This is a genomic window from Ruegeria sp. BHSA191 (genome assembly GCF_059613325.1).
In genome coordinates this window covers 96,490-113,574 of record NZ_JBXWSH010000002.1, presented here as the reverse complement: position 1 = coordinate 113,574, position 17,085 = coordinate 96,490, and the positions used below count along the sequence as shown (strand labels likewise).

Genomic DNA, 17,085 nt, shown 5'->3' with positions numbered 1-17,085 from the left:
CGGGGAGCGGTGCCAAAAAAGGGCGCGGGTTCCCGCGCCCCTGTCTTTTGCTCTTTCAGGCCGGATTCACTTGATCCGCTGGCCATTGGCCAGGATCTGCCCGTCTTCCTTGAATTCGATGGTCGAATTCAGCGTGTCCGGCGCCTCGCCCGGAACCGCCATCATGCCCATCATCATGCGGGCGCCCATGGCATCGTTGTCCGACACCAGCCCCATTTCGATCAACTTGTCGATCAGGGCGTTTGCGCCCACCAGTTGCAGGTTGACCACCCCGGTCGGGATCGGCATGCCGCCGGTTTGTTGGGCGTTGGATTTGTCAAAGGTGAAATCGCCGTTGCCGGTCAGCTTGGCGCCCACCAGCGAAACCAGAAGATCGTTGATCTTCAACGAATGCAACTCCGCCGGAACGGCGTCGGCCTTCTCCATCGCTTCGGCGGCGGCCGGATCGAAGATGTTCAGCAGGACCTTGGCCGTACCGGTGGTGTCCAGCGCTATGGTCGCCGGATCTCGTGGCAGGGCGCCGGCCGGGTCGAACATGCTCCACAGAATGTCCGACATGGTGAAATCGGTCAGGTTCAGGGCCAGAGCAAAGGGTTCGACCTCGCCGGTGTCCTGAATAGGCAGCTCGAGCTTGAGGCCTGCCTTTGCCATCGCGAGTTCTATGGGAAACGGTACATCGGCAGAGGTGACCGACAGCTTGGCGTTCTTCTGTTCGACGTCATAGGCCAGACGCTGCGCATCGATACTGGCCGCGAAACGCCCGCCGTCCGAGCTACTGGCCATGGAAAACGCCTCGCCTTCGCTGGTGCCCTCGATGCTGGTCTGGCCCGCCACATAGGTGAAGGCGCCGTCAAAGGCGAATCCGGCCTCATAGGCGGCCTGGACATCCGCCAGGCTGAACCCGGCCGGGATCACGTTCCGGCCCTCGAAGGCCAGTTGCTCGAGCTTGCCGTTGATCCGGCCTTGTTCGCCGGTTTCCGGTTCGTTGAAATCCACCTCATAGGTCAGATCGGCGGCGGTGAAGGTCTGATCGACCGTTCGCCCCTCGCCGATCACCATGCGCGACGTGCCGGCCAGATCCGCCAGGCGCAGGCTCAGATCAAGGCTGTCTTCGGGCATGGTCTCGCCGTCGACGGTGACGTCGCCCAGCGCCAGGCCCAGGCTCTGGGCCGCGTAGTCATAGGTCATGTCCTCGGGGGTGCCGGACACGACCATGTTCAGACCGTCATGAGTGTACAGAAGTGCGGCAGAAAATGCCTCGCCCTCGGCCTGACCCGAGATGGTCATGGGAAAGCTCTCCGGCAAGCCGATGGTGACGGTGCCGTCGCCATTCTCGGTCAGGGTCATTTCCGGGATGACCATGTCGAACGCGCCATCCTCGTCCGGCAGCTCCATCTTCAGCGTCATGTTCCTGATGCTGGTGACGTTGCCCGAGGTACTCTGATCGCCGGTGACGGCATAGCCCATGCTGCCCATGTAGGACTGCCAGTCGGACCAGACATCGTTGGCGGTCAGGTCTGCCAGCGCGCCTTGCGTCGCGATAACATAGGCCAGGACGGCGCCGCCCGTGCGGCGAAGGAAAACGGACATAAGGGAACCCTTCGTGTTGAAATTCGCGCGCATCGTCGGGCCTGTGGCGCACGCCGTCAAGGGGGCAAGGGGTGGACGCTTTCCCCGTTTGCGCGATAGGACTTGAACGGATTGCAAGCCGAAAGGATTACGGGATGTCCATGCAAGGAAAAACAGTGCTAATCACCGGGGCCAGCCGCGGCATCGGGGCCGAGGCGGGGCGCGTTTTTGCCGCAGCCGGGGCCAATGTCGCGCTGGTGGCCCGCAGCCGCGCGCAGATCGACGCGCTGGCCGCCGAGTTGGGGGGGCAGGCACTCGCGATTGCCTGCGATGTCAGCGACTTCGCGCAGGTCGATCAGGCGGTGGCCGCCTGCGTCGATCGCTTTGGCGGGGTGGACGTGCTGATCGGCAATGCCGGGGTGATCGACCCGATTTCGCATCTGGCCAAGGCTGATCCGGCGGATTGGGGTCGGGCCATCGACATCAATCTCAAGGGCGTGTTCCACGGCATGCGCGCGGTGCTGCCGGTGATGCGGGCCGCAGGCGGCGGAACTGTGCTGACGGTCTCGTCGGGCGCTGCGTCCAACCCGGTGGAGGCTTGGAGCCATTATTGCGCCTCGAAGGCGGGCGCGAAGATGCTGACCGAGTGTCTGCATCTGGAAGAGTCCCATCACGGCATCCGCGCGATGGGCCTGTCGCCGGGCACGGTGGCCACTGACATGCAGCGGACGATCAAGGCCAGCGGCATCAACCCGGTCAGCCAGCTTGAATGGGAAGATCATATCCCCGCCGATTGGCCGGCCCGCGCGCTGTTGTGGATGTGCTCGGCCGACGCCGACGAATTTCTGGGCACCGAGATTTCTCTGCGCCGCGACGACATCCGCAAGAGGGTCGGCCTGACGTGATCGAACTGACCAAGGAAAACGGCCTGTGGACCGTGGTGCTGAACAATCCCGGCAAGGCCAATGCGCTGACCGGGGCGATGCTGGCCGAACTGGTCGATATCGCCCAGGCGGCGACCGAGGCGCGGGCCTTGATCCTGACGGGTGCCGGCAAGGTCTTCAGCGCCGGTGCAGATCTGGACGAGGCGCGGGCGGGTCTGGCCACCTCGGACCTATGGGAACGTCTGTCGGGCGCCATCGCCGCGCTGCCCTGCCTGACCGTTGCCGCGCTGAACGGCACGATGGCGGGCGGAGCCAACGGCATGGCGTTGGCCTGCGACCTGCGCATCGCGGTGCCGGAGGCCAAGATCTTCTATCCGGTGATGCGGCTGGGGTTTCTGCCGCAGCCGTCGGACGTGCTGCGCATGAAGGCGCTGATCGGGCCGGCACGGACCAAGCTGATCCTGATGGCCGGGCAGAAGATCACGGCCGACGAGGCCCTGGCCTTTGGTCTGGTCGACCGGGTGGTGGCCCGCGACATGCTGTTGCAGACCGCGCGTGAGCTGGTTTCCGACAGCCTGGCGGCAGATCCTGATGTCGCCTGCGGAATCGCCGGGATGTGCGCATGAGGCTGGCTGCCCTGCATCTGCGCGTGGCGGACCCGGCCGGGCTGGCGGAGTTCTACCGCCAAGCGCTGGGCATGGTGTCGCGCCGTGACGGGGCGGACTGGCGGGTCGGCTACCCTGGCCGGGGTGCGGAAATCGTGTTGCAGCCCGGCGGGGGCGGGTATGTCGCGGATCGTGGGCAGCGGTACTGGAAGATCGGCATCACCTTGCCTGACGTGGACCGGGCGGCGGACTGGCTGCGGCGAAGGGGGGTCAAGGTCAGCCTACCGGCGCAGTTTCTGGACATCGGCTATTTGAGCCATCTCACCGATCCCGAGGGGTTTGCGATCGAACTGCTGCAACATGATTTCGAATGCAACCGCCTGAAGGCCGGCCCCGTGCAGGCGCCGTTCGAACGGGCCTGCGTGGGCCAGATCACCCTACGCTCCGGCGACATCCAGGCCGAGGATGCGATCTGTCGCAGCCTTGGGATGCGGCTTCTGGCGATACAGGATGTAACCCCGCACGGGTTCGACCTGCACTTCTATGCCTTCACACAGGAGCGACCGCCCAGCCCTGACCTCTGGGCCGTCGGCAATCGCGAATGGCTGTGGCGACGGCCCTATACCACGCTGGAGTTTCAGCACATTCCCGGTGCCGTCATCGTACCCACGCCCGACCTGCGCGGGATCGGCATCGAAGGGCTGACCGAACCCGTCCGTGCCGCGCATGGCACGGTGTTCGTGCCCGCCTGATCAGCGGCTGCGGCGCTTTCCGGGCACTTTCGACTGGAACCCGGGCGGGCGTTTGCGCACCCAGTCCAGAAACCGCGACAGCCGGGGGTGGCCGCGCAATGCCGCGACCGAGTTGTAGCTGCGGGCCAGCTCGGCTTCGGTCAGGGTGGCGTGAATTTCCTTGTGGCAGATTCCGTGCAGCAGAACCGTGGGACCGCCCTTTCCCCCTTTGAGTTTTGGGATCAGATGGTGCAGGCTGCCGGTCCCGTCGGGGATCGGGCGGTCGCAGAGCGGGCAGATGGGGCAGTCCTCGGTCATGGCGAGGCTAGATTTATCCCGGGCCCGGCCCGGGACAAGAGGAAAGATATGGCGCAGGCATTGGTGATCGGGGCGGGTCCGGCCGGATTGATGGCAGCCGAGGAACTGGCGCGGGCCGGGCATGCTGTTCTGGTGGCCGAGGCCAAGCCATCGGTCGCGCGCAAGTTCCTGATGGCGGGCAAATCGGGCCTGAACCTGACGAAGGATGAACCGTTCGAGACTCTGCTGCCGGCCTATGGACAGGCGGCGGACTGGCTGCGTCCGATGCTTGCCGATTTCGATGCCGGAATGGTGCAGGACTGGGCGCGCGGTCTGGGGCAAGAGTTGTTTACTGGCTCGACCGGGCGGGTGTTTCCCCGCGCCAAGAAGGCCTCGCCGCTGTTGCGGGCCTGGCTGGAGCGGCTGGACGGGATGGGGGTTGTGATCCGCACCCGCTGGCGCTGGCTTGGCTGGGACGGCGCGACGGCGGTGTTCGACACGCCCGACGGCGGGCAACGGGTCGCGGCCGGGGCGACGGTGCTGGCGCTTGGCGGCGCTAGTTGGGCGCGGCTGGGCTCGGACGGGGCTTGGGCGCCGGTTCTGGCGGAAAAGGGGGTGCCGTTGGCGCCTTTCGCGCCGTCGAATGCCGCGCTGGCGATGGGTTGGAGCCCGCACATGACGCCGCATTTCGGCCGGGCACTCAAATCGGTGCGGTGGATGGCGGGCGATCGCATCAGCCGGGGCGAGGCGGTGATCTCGGAGAAAGGGCTTGAAGGGGGTGGGCTGTACCCGCTGACCCCGGCCCTGCGCGCGGGCTTGCCGTTACGTGTGGATCTGGTGCCGGACCTGCCGCAGGAAGAACTGCGCCGCCGCCTCGCTGCGACCAGCGCGAAAACCACGCTCAGCCGGTGGCTAAAAAACGGCTTGCGCCTGCCAGCGCAGAAAGTGGCGCTGTTTCACGAAATGACCAAAGGCGAGGTCGTGACCCGGGCCGACTGGGTCGGGCTGCTGAAAGCGCTTCCCGTGCGCCACGCGGGACTGCGCCCGATGGACGAGGCGATCTCGACCGCGGGCGGCGTCATGCGCAGCGGGCTGACCGATGGCCTGATGCTGAAGGCGCTGCCGGGCGTGTTCTGTGCCGGCGAGATGCTGGATTGGGAAGCACCGACCGGCGGCTACCTTCTGACCGGTTGTTTCGCCACCGGGCGATGGGCCGGGCGATCGGCCGCCGACTGGCTGAGCGCTCAGGCGGTTTTGGCCAGCTCGCCCAGTTTCTGATAGGCCGGCCGCGCGCGGAGGTCCTTGCCATAGGCTTTCAGCACATCCGAATTCATCGGAAAATCGGCGGTTTTGGCCCAGCTCATGCAATGGACGCACAGGATGTCGGCAATCGTCATCTTGTCACCTTGCAGGTACGGTCCCTTGAAGCGGCGGCCCATGCGCTGGAAGCTGCGGTCAAATTCCCATTTCGCGACCTCGACCACCTGCGGAACACGTTTGTCCTGCGGCAGGATGAATGCGTGCCGGGTGGCCAGCCACAGCGGCGCATCGAATTCCTCGAGCATGGCGTTGACCAGCGAATCCTGCTCGGCCCGTTCCAGGGTTCCGGCTGGATAGGTGAAGGCCCCGTGCTTGTCGGCCAGATAGGTCATGATCGCCACGCTGTCCGAGAGCACGGCATCGCCGACCTGAAGAACCGGCACCTTGCCGGATTCATGCAGGGCCAGAACCTGCGGATCATGCGGCCCTGCCGGGATCAAATCATAGGGCTGGCCCAATTCCTCGAGCAGCCAGATCACCCGCGAAGCGCGGCTGTGGACGCGTCCATAAAGTTTGTACATGCCGTGCTCCTGTCTTGGCTGACCTACAGGTTGGTGGCGCAGGGCGGTGCGTCAAGCCCGACGCCCCGTCACGTCAGCGTGACCGAGCCAGCATGGCGATGCGGATCATCGCCCGTTCGACCAGCGCCATGGCCGGCGCGGTCTGCCCGGCCGACCGCAGGGACAGGTCGGTATCGGTCAGCACGGTCAGTGCGGTCTGCAGTTTCTGCGCCCCCCAGGCCTGCGCCTGCCGCAGGATGCGGTCGCGCCGCTTGCCATAGATCGGCGGACGCAGCTTGCCGATGCCCTGGGCCGCGCCGCCCGGGTCCGAAGCGCAGGCATAGAGAGTACGGAAATGCCGCGTGGCGCCGATGCACAGCGTCACCGGGTTGGTGCCCTGCGCCTGCAGGCGTCGGATCAGCGGGCCGATCTCGGGCGCGCGGCCCTCGGCCACCACGTTCAGAACATCGTCCAGCGCGGCCTCGTTGGATTGCGGGGCGCAGGCCTCGATGTCCTCGACTGTCAGCGCGGTGCCGTCCCCGCGTTTGTACAGGGCCAGCTTTTCCAGCGTCTGCGCGAAATCGCCGGGGCTGAGCTCGGCTGCCAGATCCCCCAGCATCGCCATCGAATCGCGCGGGATATCGGTCAGGCCAGCCTGTGCCAATGACCGCTCGATCTCGGCGCGGCTGGGCGGGTCGTCATAGATGCCCACCGCATAGGCGCTGCGATGGGCCTCGAAGGCCTTGCGCAGCTTGGAACTGGCCTTGAGCTGGCCCGCGGTCACGATGATCTGCGCGTCGCCCGGGGCCCAGTCCTCGAGCGCGGTCAGAATCGCAGGGGCGACGGAGTCGGTTGCCTCCTCGACAAAGACGGCACGCGGGCCGGGAAAGAACCCGACCGCCTTGACCGCGTCCAGCAGCATGGCCGGGTCGCCGCGCAGATCGGCGCCGGGCATCCGGGTCAGGCGCATCTCTTCCTCTGCGGTAGGGCCAAGCAGCGCGGCCAGAACCTGCTGGCGTTTCAGCGCCACGCGCATCGCGTCGGCGCCGTAGATCAGCAAGCCCGTCTTGTCGGGGTCCGGTTTGGAAAAATACCCGTCAGCCTCGCGTGGCGAAAGCTTCATGAAGCCAGTTCCGGTGTGGAATACAAGCGGGTCACGATCTGATCGGCCAGGATGACCATCAGGCGATCCTTTGCGTCGCGCTCGTCGGCCAGGGTCGAGACCGTCGAACCCGATGCCGAGTAACCCACGAAATCGGTCACGGTGCCCGACGCGACGACCTGCCCGGTTTCAGCCGAGGTCAGGGTGAAATTCGCGCGCCCATCTATTGTGTAGCGGTTGGTCTCGTTGGTCGTGGTGATCGCTGCCCCGCGGGTTGCGGTGGTGACCTTCACGTTCAACCTATAATCCTTGGCCGAACCGGCGCCGCGCCCCAGCCGCTGTTCCAGATTCTGCACCAGCAGATAGCTTTCGACCGTGTCCGGGGCTGAAACCGCGACTCTGCCATAGAGAGCGGACCCCGCCGCCCCCGGCGCGTAGACGGGTTGAAACCCGCAGGCTGCCGCCAACGCACAGGCGGCCAGCGGCAGCATCAGTTTTCTGCGGTCAAACAACGACATTCACGATCCGGCCCGGAACAACGATCACCTTCTTCGGAGCAGCGCCATTCAGCGCCTTCTGCACAGCTTCGGTGCTGAGCGCGATTTTTTCAACCTGCGTCTTGTCCAGATCTTTGGCCACGCTGATTTCGGCGCGGCGTTTGCCGTTGATCTGGATAGGCAGGGTGACGGTGTCATCGACCAGCATCGACTCGTCCGCCACCGGCCAGGGCGCCAGCGCCACCAGCCCTTCGCCGCCCAGCATCTGCCACAGCTCTTCGGACAGGTGCGGGGTCATCGGCGACATCAGCTGCGCCAGCGTCTTGGCCGCCTGCCGCTTGGCCTGCGCGCCCGCCTTGGATTTGGCCAGCGTGTTGGTAAAGGCATAGAGCTTGGCGATCGAGGCGTTGAAGCCGAAGGATTCGACCCCGCCGGTCACGTCATGGATGGTCTTGTGCATCTCGCGCAGCAGCGCTTCGTCCTCGGCATTGGCCGGGGCGTCGGATGCGGCGATCTCGGACACGATGCGATGCACGCGGCTGAGGTGCTTGTGCGCGGCCTCGGCGCCGGCGGCGGTCCATTCCACGTCACGCTCGGGCGGCGAATCGGACAGCACGAACCAGCGCGCCGTATCCGCCCCAAAGGCTGAGATGATGCTGACCGGGTCCACCACGTTCTTCTTCGATTTCGACATCTTGGCCGAGGGGATGATCTCGACCGGCTCGCCCGTCGCCTTCAGCTTGCCGTCCTCGACTTCCTCGGGAAGGTGATAGACCGGGCGGCCCTTGTCGTCGCGGGTCTGATAGATTTCATGGGTGACCATGCCCTGGGTGAACAGCGCGTCGAACGGCTCGATCGCCTTTTTCGGCAGATGCCCCGTCAGATGCATGGCCCGGGCGAAGAACCGCGAATACAGCAGGTGCAGGATCGCGTGTTCGATGCCGCCGATATACTGGTCCACGTTCATCCAGTATTCGGCTTCGGCCAGATCGGTGGGCGTTTCCGCGCGTGGGGCGGTGAAACGGGCGAAATACCACGACGAATCGACGAACGTGTCCATCGTGTCGGTTTCGCGCTTGGCCGGCTTGCCGCAAGACGGGCAGGCACAGTCGCGCCAGGTCGGGTGACGGTCCAGCGGGTTGCCCGGTTTGTCGAAAGTGACATCGTCGGGCAGGCGAATCGGCAGGTTTTCCTTCTTTTCGGGCACCACGCCGCAATCGTCGCAATGCATCACCGGGATCGGACAGCCCCAGTAGCGCTGGCGCGACAGGCCCCAATCGCGCAGGCGGTACTTGGTCACGCCCTTGCCCCAGCCGGCTTTCTCGGCAAACTCGATGGTCGCGTCGATGGCTTCCTGTCCGGTGGCCTCGGTCAGACCGGCGAAATGGTTGACCCAGCGCACTTTCTGCTCTTTCGGCGGGACGAAAGCGATCTTGTCCACCGGCGTGTCGTCATCCAGAGCAAAGAAGGTGTCGATCACCGGCAGGTCATATTTGCGGCAGAAATCCAGGTCGCGCTGGTCATGCGCGGGGCAGGCGAAGATCGCGCCGGTGCCGTAATCCATCAGGATGAAATTCGCGATCCAGACCGGCAGTTCCCAGTTCGGGTCCAGCGGGTGCTTGACGCGGATGCCGGTGTCGAAACCCAGCTTCTCGCCGGTTTCGATGGCCTCTTCCGTGGTGCCGCCCTTGCGGCATTCCGCAACGAATTCAGCGACTTCGGAGTTCTCGGCCTCAAGCTGCTTGGCGATCGTGTGATCGGGCGAGATGCCCACGAACGAGGCCCCCAGCAGCGTGTCGGGCCGCGTGGTATAGACGGTGATGGGCGCGCCGCCGTCGGTGCGCTCGAATGCAAATTCCAGCCCGCGCGACTTGCCGATCCAGTTCTCCTGCATCAGGCGCACCTTGGCGGGCCAGTTCTCGAGCGTATCCAGCGCCTCAAGCAGCTCTTCGGCGAATGCCGAGATCTTGAAGAACCACTGGGTCAGCTCGCGTCGCTCCACCAACGCGCCCGAGCGCCAGCCGCGCCCGTTTTCAACCTGTTCGTTGGCCAGCACGGTCATGTCCACCGGGTCCCAGTTGACCACGGCGTTCTTGCGATAGACCAGCCCCGCATCCAGCATATCCAGGAACAGCGCCTGCTGCTGGCCGTAATATTCCGGGTCGCAGGTTGCGAACTCGCGCGACCAGTCGATCGACAGGCCCAGCGGCTTCATCTGCGCGCGCATGTCGGCGATGTTGCCATAGGTCCAGTCCTTGGGGTGGCCACCGATGGCCATGGCCGCATTCTCCGCAGGCATTCCAAAGGCATCCCAGCCCATCGGGTGCAGCACGTTGTGCCCGGTGCTAAGCTTGTAGCGGGCGATCACGTCACCCATGGTATAGTTGCGCACATGCCCCATGTGGATGCGCCCCGACGGATAGGGGAACATTTCCAGCACATAGTATTTCGGCTTGTCCGCCGTGCGTTTGGCGGTGAAGATCCCGGCCGTGTCCCAGGCTTCTTGCCATTTGGCTTCGATTTCGTTGGCGGAGTAGCGCGACATCATGCGGTCCTTCGTGAATGAAAACGCCGGGCAGGGGCCCGGCGTGGTAATATTGTGATTTTCTGCGGGTTGCTAGAGCTTGTTGTCCGCGATCCGCAGCTGGCGCGCCCGCGACAGGATCGCATCTTCGACCGCACGCGTGGTGGCGGCGCTGACCGGCGCGCCTCCGCTGGTCTGCAGCGCCACCGAAAGGGACCGCGCCGCCAGGGCCGGATCCTTGATGTGCACCGTTGCCCGATAGGACCGCCCGCCGCCCGGCGGTCTGCCGTAACCCGTTACGATCACGCCGGTAAACGGATCCACCTCTTCGATCGGCAGGAAATTCAGCACATCCAGCGAGGCCGCCCACAGGTACCGATTGACCTGTGTCACTTGTTCCGAGTTGTTGGGGCCGAACACATCCCAGATGGTCGAACGATTCGGATCGTTGAGTTCACGAGCCTCTGACGAACTGCCGTCGGTGGTTAGATAGTTCGGATTGGGCTGTGCCGAGCGATTCTGCCCGCAGGCCGCAACCGAGACGGTCAAAATCAACAAACCCGAAATCGTCTGCAGGCGCATCGTCGGCATGTCCTGTTCTGCTGGTTAGACTGTTGGGTGATACTCCTAGACAAGCTGTTGTGTTGCAACAAGCCCATTCTTTCCAAAGGCGCCATGGCGGTGCCGAAAACACGCCCTCAAACCAACTGTGGCATCCTTGCACCAATTCCGGGGCAATGACTGCAAAAGAATTAAGGCAAGCTTGCGCTGAGGGGGCAAAAAGAGCGAAACGGTCTGCGTGCTGAGACATGTGCAACAGGCATGTGTCGAGTAGAAATTACTGAAACCGAGGGAAACAAGATGAAAAAAGTTCTCTTCGCATCGACCGCACTGATCGCAACCGCATCGGTTGCCGCGGCCGAAGTTAGATTCAGCGGCTATGGCCGCTTTGGTATCGGCTACCAAGAAGACCGTACTGGCGTTGTGACCAACTTCACCACCACTGCCAGCGGCACCACCACCGGCACCGCTGCTGTCGCGACCGACGAAACCATCCTGGTTTCGCGCTTCCGTCTGAACATCGACGGCATCGCGGAAACCGACGGTGGCGTCCGCTTTGAAGCACGCGTCCGCCTGCAGGCCGACGAGAACGCCGGCACCGGTGAAGCCAACTCGGCTGGCCTGAACGGCGCACGTTTCTCGGTCATCTACGGTGGTCTGCGTGTTGACGCGGGCAACATTGCCGGCGCGTTTGACAACCTGGCCAACTACTACGGTAACGAACCGGGCCTGGAAAACTTCATCGGCCAGTACTCGGGCGTTGACTATGCCTTCACCGGCTATTCGTCGACCGGTTCGGGTGCGAACGGTGTGTTCTTCCAGTACGCAGTCGGCGACTTCGCCTTCGGTGCGTCGTATGACCAAGCCACCTTTGGTGTGAACGGCGTTGCAACCGATGCCGACCGTTGGGACATCAGCGCAACCTACACCTTCGGCAACATCACTGCCGCTCTGGCCTACGGTGAGACCGACGCTCTGGCAGGCAAAGATCCGAGCCTGACCGTCTTCACCCTGGGTGGCGAATTCGGTGACTTCTCGGGCACCCTGTTCGTTGCTGACGACGCAACCCAAGTTGCAGCAACCGACGGCACCGCCTACGGTCTGTCGCTGGCCTACAACGTTGGCTCCGCTCTGACCCTGACCGCCGCTTACGGTGACGGTTCGGCTGACGCCGACACCCAGCAGTACGGCATTGGCGCCATCTACGACCTGGGCGGCGGCGCATCGCTGCGCGGTGGTATCGGTGTGTCGGACTGCGACGTCTGCGCAGACTCGACCATGCGTGCCGACTTCGGTGCTCAGTTCAACTTCTAAGTTGATCTGAACCGCAAGGTTTGGGGCGGGTCTTCGGACCCGCCCTTTTCTTTTGCGCCGACATGGTGTTTTTCTGGCGCGAAACCGGAACAGGGGAAATCCATGTCGTTGCAGGAAATCAAAGATCGCATCGCAAAGGCCGAAGCCGCCGCCGGGCGGCAAGCCGGGTCCGTGACCCTGATTGCCGTATCCAAAGTTCAACCAAATGACAGGGTTCAGGCCGTGCTCGAGCAGGGCCACCGCTGTTTCGGCGAAAACCGGGTGCAGGAGGCCGCCGCGAAATGGCCCGCCTTCCGCGAGCGGTTTTCCGGCATCGACCTGCATCTGATCGGCCCGTTGCAGACCAACAAGGCGCGGCAGGCGATGGATCTGTTCAATGCCATCCATTCAGTGGATCGGCCCAAATTGGCAAAGACCCTGGCGCGGTTGGCGCAAGAGACGGGCGCCTGCCCTGATCTGTTCATCCAGGTGAACACCGGAGAGGAACCGCAGAAAGCCGGCGTTTTGCCCGCCGATGCGGATGCTTTCATCGCCGAATGCCAGGGGCTGGACCTTCCCGTGCGCGGCCTGATGTGCATCCCGCCGGTGCACGAGGAACCGGCGCTGCATTTCGCCCTTCTGGCCAAGATCGCCGCGCGCAACGGGCTGCAAGGTCTCTCGATGGGCATGAGCGGCGATTTCGAAACCGCGATCGCGTTGGGGGCCACCCATGTCCGGGTGGGGTCGGCGATCTTTGGCGAACGGGTCAAAGCGGGGGAATGATCACTCGGGTGCCCAGGGTGACCCTTTGCGCGATCCAGTGCAGGTGGTCACGGCGGAAGGCCAGGCAGCCCTCGGTCGGATAGCCCGTCCGGCGCCATTGGTGGATGAAGATGGCTGATCCGCGTCCAGGCACTGCATCGGGCCAGTTCCAGTCGGTGATCAGAACCAAATCGTACAGCGGATCGGCCCGCCGAAGGCGTTCATGGCTGAACCCGTGCGGCGCCCGCACATGCCGGTTGTAGTCCGGGTCAGCACCATCATCCGACCACAGGTCGCGCGGCCCGATCGGCAGCGCCCAGGGGGCGGGTGGCGCGATCCGGTCGGGCCGGTACAGCATGCCCACGATCCGCAGAACGCCGGTCGGGGTGGCGCCGTCGCCTTCGCGTTTGGCGTTGGTCAGGCCGCCTTTGCCGATCGTGCAGGGGAACGTCCTGCCGTGAAACCGCACGCCGCGCCAAGACAGGACCAGATCGTGCGGGCTCACAACAGATGGCCCGACTTGGCCGCCTTGGTCGCCAGATAGCCGCGATTGTGCGCCGTTTCCCCGACCTTGAGCGGCACACGTTCGGTGACGGCGATCCCGGTGCGCTCCATCATCGCGATCTTGGCGGGGTTGTTGGTCAGCAGTCGCACCGAACTGAAGCCCATTGACTTCAGGATGTCGGACCCGAGGCGGAAGTCGCGCTCGTCATCCTCGAACCCAAGCCGGTGGTTCGCTTCGACCGTGTCGAACCCCTGATCCTGAAGGAAATAGGCGCGCATCTTGTTGGCCAGGCCGATCCCGCGGCCCTCCTGGTTGAGATACAGCAGAACGCCGTGGCCCTCGGCTCCCATCTGCGCCAGGGCGCCGCGCAGCTGCGGGCCGCAATCGCATTTCAGGCTGCCCATCAGGTCGCCGGTGAAGCAGGCAGAATGCAGCCGCGCCAAAACCGGTTTCGAACGGTCGGGCCGGCCGATTTCGATGGCATAGTGTTCTTCACCGCCGTCCTCGGGGCGAAATACATGCAGCCGCCCGGCCTCGGAGACCTCCATCGGCAGGCGGGCGGCGACCACCTCGTGCAGGGGGCTGCGATCGGCCAGATGTGGGGCGGTGCGGGTATGGTCGATGCAGGTCAGCCCATGGGAGGCGGCAAAGGCGTGCCCGTCCTCGACGGGTACGACCACTGCCGCCGGCAGCAGGCGCGCGGTCTTGGCCAAGGCGATGGCGATGCGGTGCAGGTTGGTATTGCCGCTCCGCTGGGTCATCAGCGGACCCTTCATCGGGGAATCGAGGTCATCGGACGGGTCTGCCACGGCCTGCACCCAGGCAAGGTCGGCATCGGCGGGGATTACGACACGAGCCAGATCGCCGTCATAGGCGCGCGCCTTCAGGGTCTCGGCCCGGCGGTTGGTGATGGCAACCACGGGCTGATCGCCCAGACCGCGGAGATCGGACAGACGTTGCGGCCCCAAGGTCTCGGCCGCCGCGGCCACTACGCCACGGCCGCCGTCATCGACCAGCACTACAGGAACGCCCATGCGCAGATCCGCCCGCGCGCGCGCCAGCAATTCGGTGATGTCGGGAATCAGACTCATCGATGTTATCCTGTAACGTTTGTCTCGTCCTAGCCCGTTCGCCGCCGAATGTGAAACATTTCCCGTCCATCAGACACGAGGGCGTGAGAGCGTTGCAGCAAAACTTGTGGATTGCATATTCCAAGCTCAAGTGATGCAAAAGCAAAAGGAGGACCGGGACATGGCGCAACTCAAGAAAATCCTGCTGGTCGATGACGACGAGGACCTGCGCGAAGCGCTGAGCGAACAGCTGGTGATGACCGAGGATTTCGACGTGTTCGAGGCCTCGGACGGTCAGTCTGCTTTGGAGCGCGCGCGCGAGGCGATCTATGACCTGGTGATTCTGGATGTGGGCCTGCCCGACACCGATGGGCGCGAGCTGTGCCGGCTGATGCGCAAGCAGGGGGTCAAGAGCCCGATCCTGATGCTGACCGGCCATGACAGCGACGCCGACACGATCCTGGGGTTGGATGCCGGGGCCAATGACTACGTGTCGAAACCCTTCAAGTTTCCAGTGCTTCTGGCCCGCATCCGCGCGCAGCTGCGCCAGCATGAACAATCCGAGGATGCGGTTTTTGTTCTTGGGCCCTACACCTTCAAGCCGGCGATGAAGATGTTGATCACCGAGGATGACCGCAAGATCCGCCTGACCGAGAAGGAAACCAACATTCTCAAGTTCCTGTACCGGTCCACCGACGGTGTCGTGCCGCGCGATGTTCTGCTGCACGAGGTCTGGGGCTATAACGCAGGTGTCACCACGCACACGCTGGAAACCCACATCTACCGTCTGCGCCAGAAGATCGAGCCCGATCCCTCGAATGCGCGCCTTTTGGTCACAGAATCCGGCGGATATCGCCTGGTTTCCTAACGATTGGTGGATTGATGTGGATCAAAGTGATACTCTATAGACATCTTTAGGTTACTCGCAACCCGCGCATGTCCGGGTCATGACATGTACCTCCCTGTTGGACTGCCGGGCCTTTGGCCCGGCTTTTTTTCGGATGGCACCGCGGCAATTGCCGCGTTAGGTTGCCCCGGTCGCGACAAGGGAACCCCGATCATGCCTTTCACTCTGGCCACCTGGAACATCAATTCCGTTCGCCTGCGCGAGCCGATCGTGCAGAAACTGCTGCAGGAGGAGGCACCGGACGTGCTGTGCTTGCAGGAATGCAAATCGCCGGTCGACAAGATCCCGACCGAAGGTTTCGCGGAACTGGGTTACACCCACATGATTGCCCGCGGGCAAAAGGGCTACAACGGTGTGGCCATCCTGTCGCGCCTGCCGATCACCGACCTGGGTGACCGGGATTTTGCCGGGCTCGGCCATGCCCGCCATGTCGCAGGGCAACTGGAAAACGGTGTGATCATTCACAATTTCTACGTCCCTGCAGGCGGCGACGTTCCCGACCGGGAGGTGAACGAAAAATTCGGCCAAAAACTGGACTACCTGACCGACATGCGCGACTGGTTCCACGCCGAAAAGCCACAGAAATCCATTCTGGTTGGTGACCTGAACATCGCCCCGCGCGAGGATGACGTATGGTCGCACAAGCAACTGCTCAAAGTCGTGTCGCACACGCCAATCGAGGTCGAGCAGCTGACCGAAACGCAGGACGCGGGCGGCTGGGTCGACATTACCCGGCAGGACATCCCCGACGGGCAGCTGTACAGCTGGTGGTCCTATCGCGCCCGCGATTGGGATGCGGCTGACAAGGGGCGGCGCCTCGATCACGTCTGGGCGACGCCCGACATCTCTAACGCGGGTCATTCCAGCCGCATCCTGCGCGAAGCGCGCGGCTGGGAGAAGCCCAGCGACCACGCGCCGGTTTTTGCGACCTTTGATCTCTGATCCGCCCTGAACCGGTGCGACGGCTCTTGGTTTCCGCCGCGCCCGGTTGCATATAAGGGCCAAGACTGAATTCCGGAGAGTGAATGCCATGGAACTTCTGAACGGCGCAGGCAACCCCGCCGCCACCGATCTGATCAAGGACGGAACCGAGGCCACGTTCATGGCCGATGTCGTCGAAGCGTCGCAGGAAACCCCGGTGATCGTGGATTTCTGGGCGCCGTGGTGCGGCCCGTGCAAAACGCTGGGTCCGGCCCTTGAAGAGGCCGTGACCGCCGCCAAAGGCGCGGTGAAAATGGTCAAGATCAACGTGGACGAGGCGCAGATGATCGCTTCGCAGATGCGAATCCAGTCGATCCCGACCGTCTATGCCTTTTTCAAGGGTCAGCCGATCGACGGGTTCCAGGGCGCGCTGCCTGGCTCCGAGATCAAGGCGTTCATCGACCGCGTGATCGAGGCTGCTGGCGGCCAGAGCCCCGGCGGACAGCTGGACGAGGCAGTGGAGGCCGCCGAAGAGATGCTGGCCGAGGGCGCGGCAGTAGATGCGGCCCAGACCTTTGCCGCCATTCTGGGCGAAGACCCGAACCATGCCGCGGCCTATGGCGGACTGGTGCGGGCGCATATCGCGATGGGTGATCTGGAGCAGGCCGAGGCCATCCTGAACGGCGCTCCGGCCGAAATCTCAACGACGGCCGAGTTGGAGGCTGCCCATGCGCAGTTGGAGCTTGCCAAGCAGGCCGCAAATGCCGGCCCGGTGGCCGAGCTGACCGCTGCGGTCGAGACCGACCCCGACAACCATCAGGCCCGGTTTGACCTGGCGCAGGCGCTTTATGCCAACGGCAAGGCCGCCGAGGCGGTCGATCAGCTGTTGGAGCTGTTCCGTCGTGACCGCGAATGGAACGATGGTGCAGCCAAGACCCAGCTGCTGACGATCTTCGACGCGCTCAAGCCGAATGATCCGATCGTACTGAACGGACGGCGCAGGCTGACTTCGATGATATTTGCCTGATCGCATATCA

18 protein-coding genes are annotated in these 17,085 nt (G+C 64.0%); 9 read left to right on the top strand and 9 right to left on the bottom strand.

The features are described 5' to 3' along the window. Positions 1–66: 66 nt before the first annotated feature. Complete coding sequence (locus tag AC2FNS_RS02440) at positions 67–1,590, bottom strand: DUF2125 domain-containing protein (RefSeq protein ID WP_496710760.1); 1,524 nt, start codon at positions 1,588–1,590, stop codon at positions 67–69. Between the two features lie 134 nt (positions 1,591–1,724). Here AC2FNS_RS02440 and AC2FNS_RS02435 point away from each other — a divergent pair, with 134 nt between their 5' ends. From AC2FNS_RS02435 to AC2FNS_RS02425, 3 genes are read left to right on the top strand one after another with little or no spacing between them, the layout of a single operon-like run. After that, positions 1,725–2,474, top strand: coding sequence for an SDR family oxidoreductase (locus AC2FNS_RS02435; protein ID WP_496688651.1), 750 nt, complete (start codon positions 1,725–1,727; stop codon positions 2,472–2,474). Next, the gene (locus AC2FNS_RS02430; RefSeq protein WP_496680327.1) at positions 2,471–3,079 is read left to right on the top strand and encodes an enoyl-CoA hydratase/isomerase family protein; all 609 of its coding nucleotides are present in this window, start codon (positions 2,471–2,473) and stop codon (positions 3,077–3,079) included. The genes AC2FNS_RS02435 and AC2FNS_RS02430 overlap by 4 nt, the downstream gene beginning before the upstream one ends. Then, positions 3,076–3,810, top strand: coding sequence for a VOC family protein (locus tag AC2FNS_RS02425; RefSeq protein WP_496710759.1), 735 nt, complete (start codon positions 3,076–3,078; stop codon positions 3,808–3,810). Before AC2FNS_RS02430 ends, AC2FNS_RS02425 begins: the two co-directional genes overlap by 4 nt. On the opposite strand, the gene AC2FNS_RS02420 is transcribed toward AC2FNS_RS02425, so the two are convergent. Further along, entirely contained in the window at positions 3,811–4,107 is a 297-nt protein-coding gene (locus tag AC2FNS_RS02420; protein ID WP_496680331.1) for an HNH endonuclease, read from the bottom strand. A 48-nt stretch (positions 4,108–4,155) separates the two neighbouring features. Between AC2FNS_RS02420 and AC2FNS_RS02415 the strand changes: the two genes are divergently transcribed. Next, positions 4,156–5,364, top strand: coding sequence for a TIGR03862 family flavoprotein (locus AC2FNS_RS02415; RefSeq protein ID WP_496710758.1), 1,209 nt, complete (start codon positions 4,156–4,158; stop codon positions 5,362–5,364). On the opposite strand, the gene AC2FNS_RS02410 is transcribed toward AC2FNS_RS02415, so the two are convergent. The 5 genes from AC2FNS_RS02410 to AC2FNS_RS02390 form a co-directional block, all read right to left on the bottom strand. After that, positions 5,331–5,927: a glutathione S-transferase family protein gene (locus AC2FNS_RS02410; RefSeq protein ID WP_496688657.1), complete on the bottom strand. Its 597-nt coding sequence runs from the start codon at positions 5,925–5,927 to the stop codon at positions 5,331–5,333. The genes AC2FNS_RS02415 and AC2FNS_RS02410 overlap by 34 nt on opposite strands. Positions 5,928–6,000: 73 nt before the next feature. Further along, positions 6,001–7,029: a DNA polymerase III subunit delta gene (gene holA, locus AC2FNS_RS02405; protein ID WP_496797559.1), complete on the bottom strand. Its 1,029-nt coding sequence runs from the start codon at positions 7,027–7,029 to the stop codon at positions 6,001–6,003. Beyond that, the gene (gene lptE, locus AC2FNS_RS02400) at positions 7,026–7,526 is read right to left on the bottom strand and encodes an LPS assembly lipoprotein LptE (protein WP_496796151.1); all 501 of its coding nucleotides are present in this window, start codon (positions 7,524–7,526) and stop codon (positions 7,026–7,028) included. The genes holA and lptE overlap by 4 nt, the downstream gene beginning before the upstream one ends. Beyond that, the gene (gene leuS / locus AC2FNS_RS02395; protein WP_496797558.1) at positions 7,513–10,050 is read right to left on the bottom strand and encodes a leucine--tRNA ligase; all 2,538 of its coding nucleotides are present in this window, start codon (positions 10,048–10,050) and stop codon (positions 7,513–7,515) included. The genes lptE and leuS overlap by 14 nt, the downstream gene beginning before the upstream one ends. Positions 10,051–10,122: 72 nt before the next feature. Next, positions 10,123–10,611, bottom strand: coding sequence for a DUF3576 domain-containing protein (locus AC2FNS_RS02390; RefSeq protein ID WP_496680340.1), 489 nt, complete (start codon positions 10,609–10,611; stop codon positions 10,123–10,125). A 279-nt stretch (positions 10,612–10,890) separates the two neighbouring features. On the opposite strand from AC2FNS_RS02390, the gene AC2FNS_RS02385 reads away from it, so the two are divergent. Beyond that, positions 10,891–11,904 (top strand): porin, encoded by a 1,014-nt coding sequence (locus AC2FNS_RS02385; protein WP_496710755.1) that lies wholly within the window; start codon positions 10,891–10,893, stop codon positions 11,902–11,904. A 102-nt stretch (positions 11,905–12,006) separates the two neighbouring features. Beyond that, positions 12,007–12,666, top strand: coding sequence for a YggS family pyridoxal phosphate-dependent enzyme (locus AC2FNS_RS02380; protein WP_496710754.1), 660 nt, complete (start codon positions 12,007–12,009; stop codon positions 12,664–12,666). Here the strand turns inward: AC2FNS_RS02380 and AC2FNS_RS02375 are convergent. Next, the gene (locus tag AC2FNS_RS02375; protein ID WP_496710753.1) at positions 12,650–13,150 is read right to left on the bottom strand and encodes a L,D-transpeptidase family protein; all 501 of its coding nucleotides are present in this window, start codon (positions 13,148–13,150) and stop codon (positions 12,650–12,652) included. The genes AC2FNS_RS02380 and AC2FNS_RS02375 overlap by 17 nt on opposite strands. Next, on the bottom strand, positions 13,147–14,241 hold the full coding sequence (gene ribA, locus AC2FNS_RS02370; RefSeq protein WP_496710752.1) for a GTP cyclohydrolase II: 1,095 nt from the start codon (positions 14,239–14,241) through the stop codon (positions 13,147–13,149). Before ribA ends, AC2FNS_RS02375 begins: the two co-directional genes overlap by 4 nt. A 160-nt stretch (positions 14,242–14,401) precedes the next feature. On the opposite strand from ribA, the gene AC2FNS_RS02365 reads away from it, so the two are divergent. From AC2FNS_RS02365 to trxA, 3 genes are all read left to right on the top strand, one after another. Continuing rightward, positions 14,402–15,088: a response regulator transcription factor gene (locus tag AC2FNS_RS02365; protein ID WP_149775464.1), complete on the top strand. Its 687-nt coding sequence runs from the start codon at positions 14,402–14,404 to the stop codon at positions 15,086–15,088. Positions 15,089–15,280: 192 nt separating this feature from the next. After that, positions 15,281–16,069 carry an exodeoxyribonuclease III gene (locus tag AC2FNS_RS02360; RefSeq protein WP_496710751.1) on the top strand — a complete coding sequence of 263 codons (789 nt, stop codon included), beginning with the start codon at positions 15,281–15,283 and terminating at the stop codon, positions 16,067–16,069. 88 nt (positions 16,070–16,157) lie between these two features. Next, positions 16,158–17,075 (top strand): thioredoxin, encoded by a 918-nt coding sequence (trxA, locus tag AC2FNS_RS02355; RefSeq protein WP_496680350.1) that lies wholly within the window; start codon positions 16,158–16,160, stop codon positions 17,073–17,075. The last annotated feature ends 10 nt before the right edge of the window (positions 17,076–17,085 follow it).

Bases quoted from the DNA above. Each gene is read 5' to 3' on its own strand.
- AC2FNS_RS02385 (WP_496710755.1), top strand. From the start codon at position 10,891: ATGAAAAAAGTTCTCTTCGCATCGACCGCACTGATCGCAACCGCATCG.
- leuS (WP_496797558.1), bottom strand. From the start codon at position 10,050: ATGTCGCGCTACTCCGCCAACGAAATCGAAGCCAAATGGCAAGAAGCC.
- lptE (WP_496796151.1), bottom strand. From the start codon at position 7,526: ATGTCGTTGTTTGACCGCAGAAAACTGATGCTGCCGCTGGCCGCCTGT.
- AC2FNS_RS02390 (WP_496680340.1), bottom strand. From the start codon at position 10,611: ATGCGCCTGCAGACGATTTCGGGTTTGTTGATTTTGACCGTCTCGGTT.
- AC2FNS_RS02365 (WP_149775464.1), top strand. From the start codon at position 14,402: ATGGCGCAACTCAAGAAAATCCTGCTGGTCGATGACGACGAGGACCTG.
- AC2FNS_RS02435 (WP_496688651.1), top strand. From the start codon at position 1,725: ATGTCCATGCAAGGAAAAACAGTGCTAATCACCGGGGCCAGCCGCGGC.
- AC2FNS_RS02425 (WP_496710759.1), top strand. From the start codon at position 3,076: ATGAGGCTGGCTGCCCTGCATCTGCGCGTGGCGGACCCGGCCGGGCTG.
- AC2FNS_RS02380 (WP_496710754.1), top strand. From the start codon at position 12,007: ATGTCGTTGCAGGAAATCAAAGATCGCATCGCAAAGGCCGAAGCCGCC.
- holA (WP_496797559.1), bottom strand. From the start codon at position 7,029: ATGAAGCTTTCGCCACGCGAGGCTGACGGGTATTTTTCCAAACCGGAC.
- AC2FNS_RS02410 (WP_496688657.1), bottom strand. From the start codon at position 5,927: ATGTACAAACTTTATGGACGCGTCCACAGCCGCGCTTCGCGGGTGATC.
- trxA (WP_496680350.1), top strand. From the start codon at position 16,158: ATGGAACTTCTGAACGGCGCAGGCAACCCCGCCGCCACCGATCTGATC.
- AC2FNS_RS02360 (WP_496710751.1), top strand. From the start codon at position 15,281: ATGCCTTTCACTCTGGCCACCTGGAACATCAATTCCGTTCGCCTGCGC.
- AC2FNS_RS02420 (WP_496680331.1), bottom strand. From the start codon at position 4,107: ATGACCGAGGACTGCCCCATCTGCCCGCTCTGCGACCGCCCGATCCCC.
- ribA (WP_496710752.1), bottom strand. From the start codon at position 14,241: ATGAGTCTGATTCCCGACATCACCGAATTGCTGGCGCGCGCGCGGGCG.
- AC2FNS_RS02440 (WP_496710760.1), bottom strand. From the start codon at position 1,590: ATGTCCGTTTTCCTTCGCCGCACGGGCGGCGCCGTCCTGGCCTATGTT.
- AC2FNS_RS02415 (WP_496710758.1), top strand. From the start codon at position 4,156: ATGGCGCAGGCATTGGTGATCGGGGCGGGTCCGGCCGGATTGATGGCA.